Raw genomic sequence first — 16714 nt, forward strand, 5'->3', positions numbered from 1 at the left:
CTTATTAATTATCTTTTTGCTTATCTTTTTTCTTTTCCCCGTCTGGCGCTTTAGCTCCTTGTGCTACGTGAGATGTTTTGCGGTAAGAATCAAAACGCATAATACTCTGGTAGTTCCAACTATTATACACGTGTGATAATCCCCAATCAAAAATTGCTGTTGGATTGTCTGTTGTTGCTTCAATTGTTCTGTTTAGTCCTATCGCATGAGGCATATTTGCACCTTTTACAGCACCACGAATCTCAAAATTGATCCCATCTGGTGACCATTGGAAGGTATTTCGTTCAGGTCCATCAGTAGTAATCAGAGAAGCAATCCCTCCATCTATTGGCCATACGCAGATTTCATGACCTGAATTGGAAATAGGATTATACTTGGATTTCACATAAGGTCCTTTCGGGTTATCGGCTACTGCAACTCCATGTCGAATCTGACGCCCGCCATATAATATTTCTTCTCCCATTTGTTCTCCTTTATAATACAAGTAGAACTTTCCTTTGTAAGGAAGAATACAAGGATCATGTACTTTATGTGAATCAAAATCTCCTTTCTTTTCTACCATAAAACGATTTTGTTCTTCTCCTTTCCAAATACCATTATCAGCTGGTTTTAGAATAGGTTCTTTGCTTTTTTCCCAAGGACCAAAAGGAGATGATGACCATGCTAAACCAACTTCGTTTTTGGTACGAACATCATATGGTGACTTAATAGTTTGATAGCATAGATAGTACATCCCATTCCATTCCATAATTTCTACAGTAAATATGGATCTATCGTCATAAGATCCTTTCTCTCCTAAAGGAACTGCTGCTTCTTTATCTTCTTTCCAAGTCCATCCATCTTCCGATGTTGCATGCCATACGGTACAACGATCCCAAGGAAAAACTTTATCGTTTTCAATATCACCACCAAATCCATCTGTTGCACCTACACTTTTTGAATACCAAACATGATATAATCCATCTACTTTGATTACTGCAGAAGGATCTCTACGAACAACACCTTCTTCATAAGCTAAATCTCCTTTCAATGGTTTCATTGGATTAAAAACTCGATACCAATCGTTCTCCACATACTTCCACTGAAGTGCTCTTTTTGAAGCTGCACTTAGGTGTTCTTTATTGGTTATTCCAAAACGATCTAATTTCTCAGGAGATAGATCTAATTTTGTTTCACAAGGTTTTTCCTTTTCCTCTTCCACAATTTCTTGTTTGTCAGGTTGATTGCAACTGATAACAAGTACAATTGCTAATAAATGAAATACAATTTTATGATTTAGCTTCATATGATATATGCTATGATTAGATACTGTAAAGTACAAGAATCTACTTAATATTTATGGTTAACTGATTACTGGTTAGTTTCTCTGATGTAGCAGATATTGTGATATCTCCTTTATCTTTTTGGGACTGAATAAGAAATAAACATTTTCCGTTATTGGTTTGAACTGAATTTGATTTATAATCCTGAACACTAAAAGCAGATCCATTATCCACGCCTAATATGCTAACATTTCCATCCACAGAAAATGTTATCTTATCCTCTATGTTTTTCACGGGATTTCCATCAGCATCTTCCAATTGTGCAATGATATGAGCTACACTATATCCATCAGCTTGCATTACCGTTTTATCGCTTGTTAGTTTAATATTTTTAGGTTCACTAGTAGTCTTTATTGTCTTGATTTCTTCAATCTCACCATCCTTTTTTCCAATGATTTTTAGTTCTCCTTTCTGGAAAGGAATGATCCATTTATAGATTCTATCTTCGAAATCTTCTAGTTTTTTTGTCTTATAGCTTTGTTCGTTCACGCATAACTCTACCTCATCATAATTGGAATATACTTCTATGACTATTTTTTCCTGATCCTTATAATTCCAATGTTCATTTACGTCGTGCCATACCCATAACGCTTTTTTCCAAGCACCTTTTTTTCTCTCTACGGGTTCTCCAGTATTTTCATCTTCTTTAAAGATTGATTTTTCAAGTTTTTGAGTTGCTACATAGAGATGAGGATCGTCATTCCAAAGAGTTTTCATCATATGATAAGATGGTTTTTCGAATCCCGCAACATCTAACATTCCGCTTGGCGTTGCTTTTCTTGGCCATTGCCCATTAGATTCTCCCATATAATCAATTCCTGTCCACAAAAATGTTCCTGAAATAAATGGACGTTCTTTAACTGCCTTCCATTCATGCCATTGCACTAAATTTTCGGTTCCCATAATTGGTTTATCAGGATAGTTTTCATGTCCATAGTCATACAGTACTCTTCTATAACTATACCCTACGACATCAAGTTCATCCGCATAACCAGAAAGATGACTAGCAGAAGGTAAAATACAATTAGCTGTTATATATCTTGTAGTATCTAATTCTCTAGTCCACGCTGCTAGTTTCTTAGCTGTTTTTCCAATATCATATTTTCCACGTGGAAGTGTTGCCAATTTTTCTTTAATCTGTGCTGTAGAATGCGGGGGTTCCTCCCAAAAATAGTTTCCGCTCCAATCCATATTATTAAAAAAGCCAGTTGCATCGGCATTCCTAGGGTATGTCCATTCAATTTCATTACCAATACTCCATTGAAAAATTGAAGGGTGATTTCTATGTGCCAATATGGTGTTTTTAAGATCTTTTTCTGCCCACTCCTGAAAGTATTCTGTATAACCACGAGTGATATCATCCACGCTTCTTTCATTCATGTTAAATCTTTTATCCTTAGGATTGTCCCATTCGTCAAAAAATTCGTCTTGTACTAAAAACCCCATTTCATCACATAAATCTAAAAACTCATCAGAACCTGGATTATGTGAAATTCTTATCGCATTACAACCAGCATCTTTTAATTTCTGCAATCTTCTTCTCCAAACATCCTTCGGTACAGCGGCTCCAACAATACCCCCATCGTGATGTAAACAAACCCCTTTTATTTTGGTATGCTCTTTATTTAAAAAGAAACCTTTATCGGCATCAAATTCAATCTCGCGAGCACCAAATTTTATAGTATTCTCATCTATAATATTGTTATTCTGAACTATGGAAACAACAGCTTTATACAATCTTGGGGAATCTAGTTTCCACAAATACGGATTGGATATTTCTACAGTACTTTCAATCTCTAAGTCACTCATTGCTTCAATACTTTTAGATTGACTAGTCTGAGAAACCACTTCTCCTTGATCATCATAAATCTTGATCTGTATCTCAAAATTTTGGTTTTCCGGAAACTTATTTTTTAGAGAAGATTTGATATTTACAGTTGCTTTTTCTGTCGTAATCTCTGGAGTAGTTATAAAGACTCCCCAAACCGGAATATGCAAATTGTTCTTTCTAATTAGTTTTACATTTCTATATATACCAGAACCAGTATACCATCTACTGTCTACATATTTCTCGCGATTGACATCAACTTTAAGTTGGTTTTTTTCTGTAGTCGTATTTAAATGATCCGTGATATCGAAATAAAAAGGAGAATACCCGTAAGGATGAAAACCTAATAATTTATCGTTCAGATAAAACTTACTATTATTATAAACTCCATCGAATAATAGATAAGTAGTAGTCTCTTTTTTATCACTTATCATAAATTCCTTCCTATACGTACCCTTTCCTCCAGGCAAATATCCAGTTGCTCCTTCTCCTTTTTCTGCATCGAAAGAAAAATCCACACTCCAATCGTGTGGAATACTGATTTTTGTCCAATTATCATATTGTTGAGTATCGTATATTCCGGTATTTTCTACTAATTTAAATTCCCAATGCTGGTTAAAATCGTGATTACCGATTTCTGAATAATTTTGAGCATTCAATGAGAAAAAAACAAGAATAACGCTAATTTTAAGAATAGATCTTAAAGCAATCTTCATAATTTTAAAAATTAAGGTTCGACAAAGATCACATTTACTTAAGAATCTTGATTTAAATCACACTAGACATAAACTGAACATGAGGTATTTTGGGTTGAAAAGTACTAGACAAAAACACTATTTTTGCCTAGACCTCTTGAAACACAACTTTAATGCTTCTTTATTTTCGTTACTTTATATGAATTACGCAAAGTATTCAGGCTTTAACAAAGAATATATCAGCAAACAAAGAAGAAATAAAACAATATTTCAATTATAACCCAAAAACGCCTTAGGCTTACTCGAAGAAAAAGTTATGTTTAAAAGAACCCCAATTTCGATAGTTTTTATAGCATTTTGCATTAGTATCTCATGGTCGCAACAACTATATAAAACAAATCAATATCTCGAAAAGGCTAGAGAAAATAAGTTTGTAAACTTTGAAAAAGCTATACATAACTACGAAAAGAGTATTGAGTTTTTTACATTCAAAAAAGACACCTTCAATTTAATTAATAGTATTAACGAACTCTCTGAATTGTATGGTCACAATCTTAATTATGGAAAAGCATATGATGGATACTGGAAAGCATTATTTCTTGCTGAAAAAAGTGATGATTCATTCTCTAAATCCAGAGTGTATCAATCTCTAGGATGGTTATACAGTTTTTATAATCGCAACACTAAAGCATTAGAAAATTTTGGTAATGCTCTTACTATTAGCAAAGATCTTTCTTCTAAAAATGGTTTTAGTATCGATTATACCATTAGCGACTATTTTTCTATAGCGAATTTTTATAGATACAATAAGGATTATGAGACCGCAAGGACTTATTTGGATAGTTGTTATCTCTATTTTAGGTCTAAAAATGAAGGAGTTCGAAACTATTTTTTAGAATCTGAAAGAGGATTTCTTTTAGCAAATGAAGGAAAATTTGAAAAGGCAGAAGAAATACTTCTAAAATCACAAGAATATTTCAAAGAAAATAACGAATCTTATTTGGTGATTATCCATTACTTTCTTGCTAGATTATACCAGCTTAAAAAAGACTATAAGCAAAGTAAATTTCATTATAACAAATCACTTGAGGTATCTTATGTACATAATAGTCATATGAACTATCAGATTATTAATCACAAAGAAGTATCCCAATTATACTATGACTCTAAAGATTACCAACGTGCATTTTCTCATATCAAGGAAGCCATTGATCTGGAAAACAAAATATTTGGTATTAATAGTAAAAATAATGAGTACCTATTTGAAATTAAAGATCAATATCGACTACAAAAAGAAAAGCAAGAAAAACTCCTTAAAGAACAACGTTTGTCGGAACTAGAGAGTAAACAAAAAATATCTCTTCTTAGCGCCACATTATTGTTTGTTACCCTCTTTTTTCTAATTATTGTGGGTATAATGACCTTTAAAAATCTAAAAAGAAAACACAAAAGAGAACAACGGTTGTTAAAACAAAAACAACGCTTAAAGCTAAATGAAAGTAAAAAAGCTATAGAGCTAAAAAATAAAGAATTGGCGAAATCGGCTCTTCAGCTTATCGAAAAAGATGAGTTTATTGTTGGCTTAAAAAATTCACTAGCAGAAAATAAAGACAATTTAAATTTAAACTCCGTAAATAAAATCATCAAATCCATCCAATCTGGAATGGGAAGTAACTGGAAAGAGTTCGAAGCTAGGTTTATCAATATAAACCAAGGTTTTTATAAAAACTTAAAATCTAACTTTCCAACACTAACACAAACGGATCTAAAAATATGTGCCTTGATAAAACTGAATTTTTCCAGTAAAGATATGGCTTCATTACTAGGAATTTCAGTAGAAAGTGTACATACTTCGAGATATAGATTGCGTAAAAAATTGCAACTCGAAAGAAATGACAACTTAGTAGAGTTTATATCTAACTATTAGTTGGGAATATATAATACAATCAATTGCTAAAACAGTTTAATAATTAGCATTTACTAAACACTAATTTGCAGCTAACAATTATACTTTTATAGATGTTAGCAAAAGCAGCAATTACTGATGGAAATGGCGATTTTTCCATTGAAGATATAACGATAAGCGAACCAAAAGGAGATGAAGTTGTCGTAAAAATAATGGCAGCAGGATTATGTCATACGGATTATGATTCTCTTCACTGGGGAAGACCTGTAATATTGGGACACGAAGGCGCCGGAATTGTAACAGGTATTGGACCCGATGTCACCTCTGTTTTACCAGGAGATCATGTAATTCTCAATTGGGCCATTCCTTGTGGAACTTGTTTTCAATGTCAAGAACAAAATCAACACATTTGTGAAAACAACTCTCCAGTAGTTGCAGGAGATGCTTTACCAGATGGAGAAGTTTCAGCAGGACATGCTAGATTAGAAAGCACTACTTTTAATGATAAAGGTATAGAACGCTCTTTTAATATTGGCACTTTATCTACCCATACTGTTGTAAGAGAACAAGCTGTAGTAAAATATCAAACTGAAATTCCTTTCAGTTCCGCATCTATTGTTAGTTGTGGAGTAATGACTGGATACGGCTCTGCTGTAAATACAGCAAAAGTAACTCCAGGATCTACCGTAGCGGTTATTGGAACTGGTGGTGTAGGTCTTAATGTAATTCAGGGAGCTAAAATATCGGGCGCAGCTAAAATTGTAGCCATAGACATTAATGAGTCAAGATTAGAAATGGCCAAGCAATTTGGTGCGACCCATTTTGTACTAGCGCAAAAATCTGATAAAGGTTTAAAAGAAGCTACGACAAAAGTTAAAGAAATCGTAGGCAATAGAGGTGCCGATTTTGCATTTGAATGTACTGCCATACCAGAATTAGGTGCTTCACCTTTAGGAATGATTCGTAATGCCGGAACTGCTGTTCAGGTAAGTGGAATTGAACAAGAAGTAACCATTGATATGCAATTATTCGAATGGGACAAAATATACATCAACCCACTATATGGTAAATGTCGACCTCATATCGACTTCCCTAAGATTTTAGAGCTCTATGACAAAGGCGATTTACTATTAGATGAAATGGTAACCTCAACCTACAAATTCGAAGAGTTACAACAAGCTTTTGATGATATGCTTGCTGGAAAAAATGCGAAAGGTGTCATTGTTTTTGAACCTTAATAAGGCATTAAAAATCAAAAAAACATCGCTATGACATCAAAATTCAGGACAACAGAAATTTCAGACCCTCGTTTTGAAGCCAATCATCTAAGACATATTACCGTAAAAAGTGCTCATCTCAAACAAAGAGGTGATATTACTGTATATGTTCCTTCTGGTAAAAATCTGAAAGATCTACCGATCACTATTTTACTACATGGTGTTTATGGAAGTCACTGGATTTGGTCACAGAAAACTGGTATACATCTAAAAATGGAATCTTGGATTCAAAACGGTAAAATTGAGCCTATGATTATCACTATGCCATCTGATGGATTATGGGGCGATGGTAGTGGTTATCTTCCGCATACACATGCTGATTATGAGAAATGGATTACCGAAGATGTTATAAATGCTGTTATCGAATTGATCCCACAAGCTAGTACCAACTCCAAAATATGTATTGCCGGACTATCTATGGGTGGATTTGGTGCTTTACGATTGGGAATCAAAAACCATCAAAAGTTTGAGGCCATATCTGGATTATCCTCTATAACGATACTAGAAGAAATGAAACTTTTTGTAGAAGAGCCTTTAGATGCTTATTTTCAGGAAGAGAAAGAAAATGAATCCATCTATCAAACCATCTTAAACTACAAAGAACATCTCCCTAAACTACGATTTGATTGTGGTATAGATGACCTTCTAATTGAAGGTAATCGAAAATTGCACCGCCAATTAAAAGAATTAAATATAGCGCACACTTATCTGGAACATCCAGGAAAACATGAATGGAGTTATTGGGAAACTCACATAAAAGACACGATACTTTTTTTCAATAATATCCTTCAAACTGATAAGCAAAATAGGTTAAAATAATTTAACTATTTATCAAAATAAGCTAATTTCTATCAAACACATCTCACTTACTTTGTTACACTAAATAATTCAGCTTATGAAGAATAGTAAGTTTTCTGATCCTTTTAATAAAGCTCGACAAGAAAAGGGATACGGTGAAATGAATGATCAGGATGATCCTGTTACTATGGTGTTACGTCTTAAAGATGTTAGAAAGTGCGCCCATAATTGGAAAACATATCAATCTGGAGCAGCTCCAGGAAGAATTGTAATTCCATCAGAAGTTCAAATACGAGATACGCGACAAATCCCATTTGAAGTAGACCCTCCGATGCACAAAACCTACAGAGATCTTATTGAAGATTGGTTTAAAAGACCACTACTTCCAGAGTATCAAGCTGAATTGGTTAACATTATTGAAGATATAGTTGATGAAGCCGTTACTAAAAATGGTTCTGTAGAAGTTGTAGAAGAATTTGCTTTACGCTTACAATCAAGAGCCTTAACCTTATTAATAAATATTCCGTATGAAGAATCTGAAACTTGGATCTCTTGGGGAACTCATGTATTTAGAAGTGAAGACAGTGCATTAGATGGTAGCAAAGCTAATATCCTATATGATTATATAGATGCTCAAATTGAAAACGCAGTAAAAAACCCAGGTAAAGACTTATACTCCGTTTTATTAAACACAAACATTGAAGATAGGAAACTCACAAGAGAAGAAGTAAAGGGAATTATGATTCTAACCTTTGCCGGAGGAAGAGATACCGTAATTAATTCTATCACAAATACGATTGCCTATTTTGCTGAACATAAAGAGTCTTTACAGTTACTGAAAGATAATCCTGAGATCATTAGCAAAGCTGTAGAAGAGTTGATACGATATTTTGCACCATTAACACAAATGGGAAGAGTAGCTACTCAAGATACAGCAGTTTGCGAGCATGCTGTAGAAAAAGATACTCGTATTTCATTATGTTGGGCATCTGCTAATAGAGATGAAACTGTATTCGAAAATCCAAACGAAGTTATGTTAGATAGGAAAATTAATCCTCATGTAAGTTTTGGGTTTAGTCATCACAAATGTTTAGGAGCTACACATGCTCGTCAAATAATGAAAATACTCTTACAAGTCTTAACTAAAAAAGTAACCTCTATAGATATTATTGACGCTCAAGAAAATATCGAGGAGCTTGGAGAATTTAAAAGAAAAGTAGGTTTTGATAGCTTACGCGTGAAGTTTAACAAATAACGCTCTTTTCAAAAAAATAATTAAAAAATATAAGTATGCCTAAAATAACTTTTATCACTAGTGAAAACGAAACCATTTCGGTAGAAGGAACTTCAGGATCTGTAATGCAGCTAGCTGTTGATATTGATATCAAAGGAATTGACGGAGATTGCGGTGGTGTTTGTTCTTGCGCTACCTGTCATGTATTTATTCATCCAGATTATTTCGAAAAAACAGGTGCTCCTGGAGAAATAGAAAAAGATATGCTAGAACTAGATGATAATGTAACCGAATATAGCCGATTGTGTTGTCAATTAGAAATTAGTGATAGTTTGGATGGCTTGATCGTCACAGTTGCTCAATAAATTTATGATAACCAGTCCACTCTAATTACCTCAATTATTATTATGCTAAACGAAAACACAAAAGTTCCAATATGTTTGGTTATTGGAGCAAGTCATGCAGGAGTTAATTTTGCATTTTCTCTTAGAAAACAAGGGTGGACTGGTTCTATAATTATATTTGACAAGGATCCAGAGACTCCATATCACCGTCCTCCATTGTCGAAGTCTTATTTAACCTCAACAGAAGAGACAAATAATAACTTACTGAAGTCATTGGAAAGTTATGAAAAAGAAAATATCACATTACAACTTGGCGTTTCGATAAAGAAAATTGACCGTATTCATAAAACTGTCATAACAGAAGATGGTGTAATACATCAATATGACAAACTTATAATTGCTACTGGTGCAAGACCTCTAATTCCACCTATTAAAGATTTAGACAAAGCAACTGAAGTATATACCCTTAGAACAGCACATGATGCTACTGCGATTCGCCAGAAAGTTAAAAAGGATACCAACAAAAGAGTGCTAATTATTGGTGGAGGATATATAGGATTAGAAATTGCTGCCTCCTTAAGAAAACTAGGAACTTCTGTTACTCTTTTAGAACGCGAATCCAGAATACTAGCGAGAGTGACATCTCCAGAAATGAGTCAATTTTTTTATGATGTACATACCTTAAATGGAGTTCAAATTCATACCAACAAAAATGTTTCTTCAGTCACATCCATAAATCATACAAATACGATCACTTGTCATGATGGTACCACATATGAAGCCGAATTAATAATATTAGGCACTGGCGTTATTGTAAATACTGAGCTAGCAAAAGATGCAGGAATAGAAATTGAAAAAGGTATAAAAGTAAATCAGGCTTGTCAAACAAACGACAAAGATATTTATGCCATTGGAGATTGTACGTTTCATCATAACCTTCATTATAATCGTTTTGTACGTCTTGAGTCTGTACAAAATGCTGTGGATCAAGCAAAAATTGCGGCAGCTTCAATCTGCGGAAAAGAAGTTATTTACAATGCTATCCCATGGTTTTGGTCCGATCAATATGAAATTAAGCTACAAATGGTAGGGTTACCTTTTGATTACAACGAAGCAATTATTAGAAATGAAGAAGAAACTACCTATAAGTTTTCTATTTGGTACTTCCACAATGATGAATTATTGGCTGTAGATGCTATCAATAATGCGAAAGCATATGTGTTAGGTACTAAATCCATTAAAGAACACTTAAAAATCAATAAAACCAATCTTAGGGATTCTTCTTTAAAGCTAAACCTCGCAAATCTAATCTTAAAAAAATAAAAACCGTTTTAAAAAACCACTATTAATCTTTAGCAGATTTTCGCAGGGTATAAGGTGAAACCTTTTCTATTTTTTTGAACTGTCTATTAAAATAAGGAACAGAATTGTATCCACATTCGAAAGCAATTTCTTTGATTGGCATGTCTGTATTAATCAATAATTTTTTAGCAAAATCTATTCGTATTTTATTTAAGTAATTGGTAAAGGTAAAGCTAGTTTCACTTTTAAAATATCTACAAAAAGCGGATACCGTCATGTTTACCATTTCGGCACACTTTTCTAAAGAGACATCTTGTTTATAATGCTCCATTATAAATTCGTGCACTTTTAAAATCCGATTTGATTTAAAATAGAAACTATTTTTCAAATAATTTTCTGATGCTAATACCTGATATCCTGAAAGATTAATAAGGTCCAGTATTTTAATTAGTTTTAGCAATTGATCTAAAGGAAAAAGCTTAGGGATTTCCTGAAGTAACTCAGCGATATGAGTTCGATGTTTTCCTATAATTTTTATACCTCTTTCAGATGCCTGTAGCACTTTACGAACTCCTTTCAGTTCGGGTACATCTACAAAATGAGATCCAAAAATATCTTTTCTAAATTGCACATAAATAGACTCACAGTACTCTTCAGAACTCTCCTCCAGAAATCGGGCATCCGGAATCCAAGCATGAGGTAAATATCCACCAAGCAAAACCAAATCTCCTACTTCAAAATCTTCACCATGATCCGCTACTAATCTTCTGCCTTGCCCGTTAACAATCAATAATAATTCAAATTCGGGATGATAATGCCAGTTACCACTAAAATAAGGTTGCTTATACACTCCTGTATGAAAAGAAGCGTGTTGTGAAGTTTCTATTTTTTCTAGTGAAACTTCTATTTTAGGATGTTCTGAAACTGGTTTCAATACGGCAATAAAAATTAACTTATTGCAAAAATAGTACAATTACTATTCTCAACAACATTCTATCTTCGTGAAATCGATATACCAGGACTATTTATTTTTACAAATAGATTATTTATTATACCGATAATTGTATCTTCCATTTCATTAATTTCTTCATTTCACAAAAATGGCTAATTCCAAAAGAAATATTTCTATCACTGGATCTACTGAGTTTTCTGATTTACTAGTAAAAGAACCTTCTACCTATGCTGCTGGAGCTAAGGCTGTAAAAGTAGCCTTACAACATGCTTTTAAAGAAATGGGTGTTGTAAAATCATTAAAAGGACTTGCTCAAATGAATCAAAAAGAAGGTTTTGATTGTCCTGGTTGCGCATGGCCAGATCCTGATACACCTTCAAAAGTTGCAGAATATTGTGAAAATGGAGCAAAAGCATTGGCAGAAGAAGCCACCAATAAAAAAGTAGATGCTGCTTTTTTTAAAAAATACTCGGTAGAAGAAATTTCACAATGGACAGATTATCAAATTGGGAAAAGTGGTAGAATTACGGAACCCATGGTTTTATATCCAGATAGTATACATTATGAGCCGATTAGTTGGGAGAAAGCTTACGAACTTGTTGCCGAACACTTGCATCAACTTAAAGATCCTGATGAAGCTATCTTTTATACCTCAGGAAGATCCAGTAATGAAGCTGCTTTTTTATATGGACTTTTTATACGTGCTTTTGGCACTAACAATATGCCAGATTGCTCCAACATGTGTCATGAATCTAGTGGTGTGGCGCTTAGTGAAACGCTAGGTATTGGCAAAGGTTCCGTTACACTAGATGATTTCGAAAAAGCAGAAGTTATTTTAGTTATAGGACAAAATCCAGGAACAAATCATCCTCGTATGTTATCGGCATTACAAAAATGCAAAGAACAAGGCGGAAAAGTAATCAGTATCAATCCGCTTAAAGAAGCAGGACTTATCAGATTTAAAAATCCTCAGGAAGTAAAAGGTCTTATTGTAGGAGGAGAAGCGCTTACTGATATTCATTTGCAAGTAAAAATCAATCAGGATGTAGCATTATTAAAAGCTATTCTTATCAAACTTGCTGCATTAGATAAACAAACAAAAGAAGTGTTTGATCATGAATTTATTCAAACTTACACGCAAGGGTATGAATCACTTTTGGAACATCTGCAAAATTTTGATGCCCAAGAATTGATCAAACAATCAGGAGTATTATCTTCTTTAATCGACCAAGTTGTAGAACTACTAGCTCATAAAAATAAGATTATTATTTGTTGGGCTATGGGACTTACTCAGCACAAAAATGGCGTAGAAAACATTAAAGAATGTGTAAATCTATTATTATTGAAAGGAAGTTTAGGCAAACCTGGTGCAGGAACATGTCCTGTAAGAGGACACAGTAATGTGCAAGGAGATCGATCTGTTGGAATTGTACATCATGCATCTCCAGCATTTAATAGTGCTGTAGAAAATGTCTTTGGTTTTACACCACCTACTAAAGCAGGTCTTGATACTGTACATTCTATAAAAGCAATGCATGAAGGAAAGGCGAAAGTATTCTTTGCACTAGGTGGGAATTTTGTATCTGCTGTTTCAGATACACAGTATGCCGCTGATGCTTTACAAAATTGTGAGTTAACCGTACAAGTAAGTACCAAACTAAACCGGACACATACTACTGCGGGGAAGACAGCATTAATATTACCCACATTAGGAAGATCTGAATTTGACCTAAAAGATGGGAAACCACGATTTTTTACCGTAGAAAATAGTATGGGAAAGGTACACAGATCAAAAGGAATGCTATCTCCTGCTTCAGATAATCTTAAAAGCGAACCCGAAATCATCGGTGGTATTGCAGATGCTTATTTTAAAGGAAATCATCCAGTAGATTGGCTATCATTAAGCGAAGATTATACAGCTATAAGAGCAAAACTACAAGAGATGCTTGCAGGTTTTAAAGGACTAGAAGAAAAATCCAAAGGATCAGGCTTTTATCTTCCCAATAATGTTCGTGAATTAGATTTTAGCAAATTACCAAATGGGAAAGCTCAATTTAGTAATTGTTCCGTACCAGATCATCATTTACAAGAAGATGAATTCCTGATGATGACTATTCGTTCTCATGACCAATTTAATACCACCATCTATGGTATGAATGATCGTTATCGAGGTATTTTTAATGAAAGAAGAGTGGTTTTAATGAATCCTAAAGACATTGAGAAGTTTGATCTAGCTGCTTTAGAAATTGTTGATCTTACTAGCAACTATGACAACACCTTAAGGAAAGCGGAAAACTTTAAGATAATTTCCTATAATATCCCTCAGGGAAATATTGCTACGTATTTTCCAGAAACCAATATTCTGGTTCCTTTCAACCATTATGCAGATAAAAGCAATACTCCGATTAGTAAGTCTGTAGTGGTTAAAATATTAAAGAAAAGTAGTCAAGATACAATCTAATTTGTCCAAATTAAGTAATACTTCGTTTCTATAAAATTACTTTCTTGTTTATACTATCTTCTTTTTTAATAGAAGTGTTCCACAGGTATATTTTTTCTAGCTTTTTAAATTTGGAAAGTTGTTGGATACTTTTATTCGTTATTAAAGAGTTACTATGTAGGTTTAAGCTTTCTAATTGCTCTAAACTAGTTAAATGTTGAATACCTGCATCAGAGATATTATTTTTCTGCAAAGCCAACTTTTGTAAACCTTTAAAACCACCTATTATTTCTAGATGGGTATCTGTAATTCCTTGGGATGGCAATGACAACCAAACAATATTATTCTTAATTTTTGAGAGTTCTTCCAGAATTTCTTTTACAATTTTCACATCAAATTCTTTGCTATTTTTAGGTAACATAGAAACATCATATCGATTTGTTTCTGATACAATTTCTCTCATATTTACTCCCAGTTGTATCAAGCTTGCCATAACTTCTTCTGACACTGGTGAAGCTACACCCATCATTGACCCAGCAGAATGATCATCCCCCAATTGAAGTTGTTCTATTAATAATTTTTTAATTTCTTCTGGAGTATCTACCGTTCCTTCTGTTGCTGTAAAATCCGCCTGACCATGATCTATCCAATACTCAATTATTTTTATTTCCTCTTCTGTTAATGGAGTTTTTCCTTCAGGTGGCATGAATTCTTTGTCATCAGGATCTAGATGAACTCTTTTAATCAACTCTGATTGTCCACTATTACCAGCAATTAAAACAACACCACTTTTTCCTCCTTTTAGAATTGAAACCTCATCTGCTAACGAAAGGCCTCCTTTTTTCTTAGAATTATTATGACAACTGAAGCATTTGTTATCCAAAATAGGATGAACAACATGAGCAAATAGTTTTGCTTCTTCAATAGTATTTATTTTGGGCACTTCTTTTTTTTCTTTCGTAGTAAAAGGTAAATAGGCTGTTAAATAATCTGATCCATGAGTTAGATTACCTCCGTAGTGTCCTGTAATACTTAATAACAAAACAATAAAAGTAAGTGTTGCGATATTTAATCTAACAGACTCTTTTACTATATTTTTAATTCTTTTCGTTTTCAACAACCAGGCTAGTATAGTACTAACTGTAGTTGCTATACCAAACCAAAAATGTTTATCCAAAGCTTCACCTTCATAATCGCCACTTAATGACAACATATATCCCAACACACAAGCAATAATAGCACTGAATCCTCCTAAAAACAAGGCTAATGGCACAGCTTCTTTCAATAGCTCTTTTTTCTGATATTTTGCTGCTATTTCTAGTATAAATGCAAAAAACAAAAACCCAATTGGTAAGTGTACAACTAGTGGATGAAATCTTCCCAAAAACAAAACAAAATCAGATACTTCGTTCATGAATATTCTTATATATTTTTATTACCATAGCTCCCAAACATCCAATTTAATCGTTTGAGAAAATTATTTTACTTTTCTTAAACTCTTTCTAATTTTAATGGAGGCGTTCCATTGGCATTCCATTGACAGATATATAGGTTCTTATCCTCGTCAATACATACATCATGACCGTGCAAAATTGGCTTATGCTTAAGCTGATATGATTTCTGTAATTCTCCATTTACATAGGAAGGTTTTGTACCACCTGGATTAGATACAACTTTATCATCTTCTAAAATGGTTACAAAACCTGTATGATCTTTCCAGGTAGTTCGTCCAACTTCAAGTTGCGACCAACAAACACCTGCATATAAATTCTGATCATCGAAAACAGGTCTACAGACTTGCATATTTGGCAAATGCAACGTTTTCACATATTTCCCTTCTAATGTGAACCATTTAAAACATTCTTCATTTCTAGACGTACATACTACTAATGGATTCTCTTTATCACGATAATCGATAGCCACTCCATGCGCATTATCTAATCTATAATTGGGATCCTCATTTTGTTTACCACCCCAATGTCTTATATACTTTCCGTTAGCATCGTATTGAATGATATAATCCATTCCATATCCATCTGCTACGTAAATATCTCCATTAGGTGCTATGGCAGTTTCGGTGGGACAAAAATGATCTCCAGCATTGTAAATTCCAATCGTTTGAGGATGTCCAATATCAAAAATAACTTTTCCATCAGTAGTAGTTTTTGTCACTCTCCCATTATGATGTATCCATTTCCCATTTTTATCTAGAAACCATCCAGAATCTGTGAGAAACAAAACATCTTCTCCTCCTTCATCAAACAACGTAAGACCGTGTCCTCCTGGATATGCAGTACCCCAATAATCCAAAAGCTTTCCCGATTTATCAAAAATCAAAATGTTATTATCCGTATGATCTCCCATCATTATTAATCTGCCCTTGCTATCCATTTGCATCTCATGACAGTTAAGAATAGGATTTCTTACCGTACTGACATCTGCCCAATCTCTTACAATTTTGTATCGATAATCTCCGTGACCTATTATATTTTCTTTGTTCACAGTATTGTTTTTAAGAATATGAAATCCGAAAGAAGGCACGATTGCTGCACCTGCACTTAATAAGGCTGTATTCTTAATAAACTCTCGTCTTGAATTTTCTTTATTCATGGGAAG

At 33.7% G+C, this 16714-nt stretch carries 12 protein-coding genes; 7 read left to right on the forward strand and 5 right to left on the reverse strand.

Annotated elements, in window-relative coordinates; translation table 11 throughout:
• Positions 1–4: 4 nt before the first annotated feature.
• Both ACWNT5_RS04430 and ACWNT5_RS04435 read right to left on the reverse strand, forming a co-directional pair.
• On the reverse strand, positions 5–1285 hold the full coding sequence (locus tag ACWNT5_RS04430) for a glycoside hydrolase family 117 protein (RefSeq protein WP_456516730.1): 1281 nt from the start codon (positions 1283–1285) through the stop codon (positions 5–7).
• Between the two features lie 40 nt (positions 1286–1325).
• Entirely contained in the window at positions 1326–3866 is a 2541-nt protein-coding gene (locus ACWNT5_RS04435) for a glycoside hydrolase family 2 TIM barrel-domain containing protein (RefSeq protein ID WP_456516731.1), read from the reverse strand.
• 295 nt (positions 3867–4161) lie between these two features.
• On the opposite strand from ACWNT5_RS04435, the gene ACWNT5_RS04440 reads away from it, so the two are divergent.
• The 6 genes from ACWNT5_RS04440 to ACWNT5_RS04465 all read left to right on the forward strand — a co-directional run bounded on the left by ACWNT5_RS04440 (position 4162) and on the right by ACWNT5_RS04465 (position 10727).
• The gene (locus ACWNT5_RS04440; protein WP_299898079.1) at positions 4162–5772 is read left to right on the forward strand and encodes a tetratricopeptide repeat protein; all 1611 of its coding nucleotides are present in this window, start codon (positions 4162–4164) and stop codon (positions 5770–5772) included.
• A 92-nt stretch (positions 5773–5864) separates the two neighbouring features.
• Entirely contained in the window at positions 5865–6989 is a 1125-nt protein-coding gene (locus ACWNT5_RS04445; protein WP_456516732.1) for a Zn-dependent alcohol dehydrogenase, read from the forward strand.
• Positions 6990–7019: 30 nt separating this feature from the next.
• Positions 7020–7847, forward strand: coding sequence for an alpha/beta hydrolase (locus ACWNT5_RS04450; protein WP_456516733.1), 828 nt, complete (start codon positions 7020–7022; stop codon positions 7845–7847).
• A gap of 76 nt (positions 7848–7923) precedes the next feature.
• On the forward strand, positions 7924–9081 hold the full coding sequence (locus ACWNT5_RS04455; RefSeq protein WP_456516734.1) for a cytochrome P450: 1158 nt from the start codon (positions 7924–7926) through the stop codon (positions 9079–9081).
• A gap of 35 nt (positions 9082–9116) precedes the next feature.
• Positions 9117–9425, forward strand: coding sequence for a 2Fe-2S iron-sulfur cluster-binding protein (locus ACWNT5_RS04460; RefSeq protein WP_456516735.1), 309 nt, complete (start codon positions 9117–9119; stop codon positions 9423–9425).
• Between the two features lie 42 nt (positions 9426–9467).
• Positions 9468–10727, forward strand: coding sequence for an NAD(P)/FAD-dependent oxidoreductase (locus ACWNT5_RS04465; protein WP_456516736.1), 1260 nt, complete (start codon positions 9468–9470; stop codon positions 10725–10727).
• A gap of 22 nt (positions 10728–10749) precedes the next feature.
• On the opposite strand, the gene ACWNT5_RS04470 is transcribed toward ACWNT5_RS04465, so the two are convergent.
• Positions 10750–11640, reverse strand: coding sequence for an AraC family transcriptional regulator (locus ACWNT5_RS04470; RefSeq protein ID WP_456516737.1), 891 nt, complete (start codon positions 11638–11640; stop codon positions 10750–10752).
• A 166-nt stretch (positions 11641–11806) separates the two neighbouring features.
• Between ACWNT5_RS04470 and ACWNT5_RS04475 the strand changes: the two genes are divergently transcribed.
• Positions 11807–14119, forward strand: a complete 2313-nt coding sequence (locus ACWNT5_RS04475; protein ID WP_456516738.1) for an FdhF/YdeP family oxidoreductase — start codon at positions 11807–11809, stop codon at positions 14117–14119.
• 28 nt (positions 14120–14147) lie between these two features.
• Here ACWNT5_RS04475 and ACWNT5_RS04480 read toward each other — a convergent pair whose 3' ends face one another.
• Both ACWNT5_RS04480 and ACWNT5_RS04485 read right to left on the reverse strand, forming a co-directional pair.
• Positions 14148–15512 (reverse strand): c-type cytochrome domain-containing protein, encoded by a 1365-nt coding sequence (locus ACWNT5_RS04480; protein ID WP_456516739.1) that lies wholly within the window; start codon positions 15510–15512, stop codon positions 14148–14150.
• Between the two features lie 77 nt (positions 15513–15589).
• A complete protein-coding gene (locus tag ACWNT5_RS04485) occupies positions 15590–16708 on the reverse strand; it encodes a 6-bladed beta-propeller (protein ID WP_456516740.1) in 1119 nt (372 codons plus the stop codon).
• Between the last annotated feature and the right edge of the window lie 6 nt (positions 16709–16714).

The sequence above is a fragment of the Aquimarina sp. 433 genome (genome assembly GCF_054054605.1).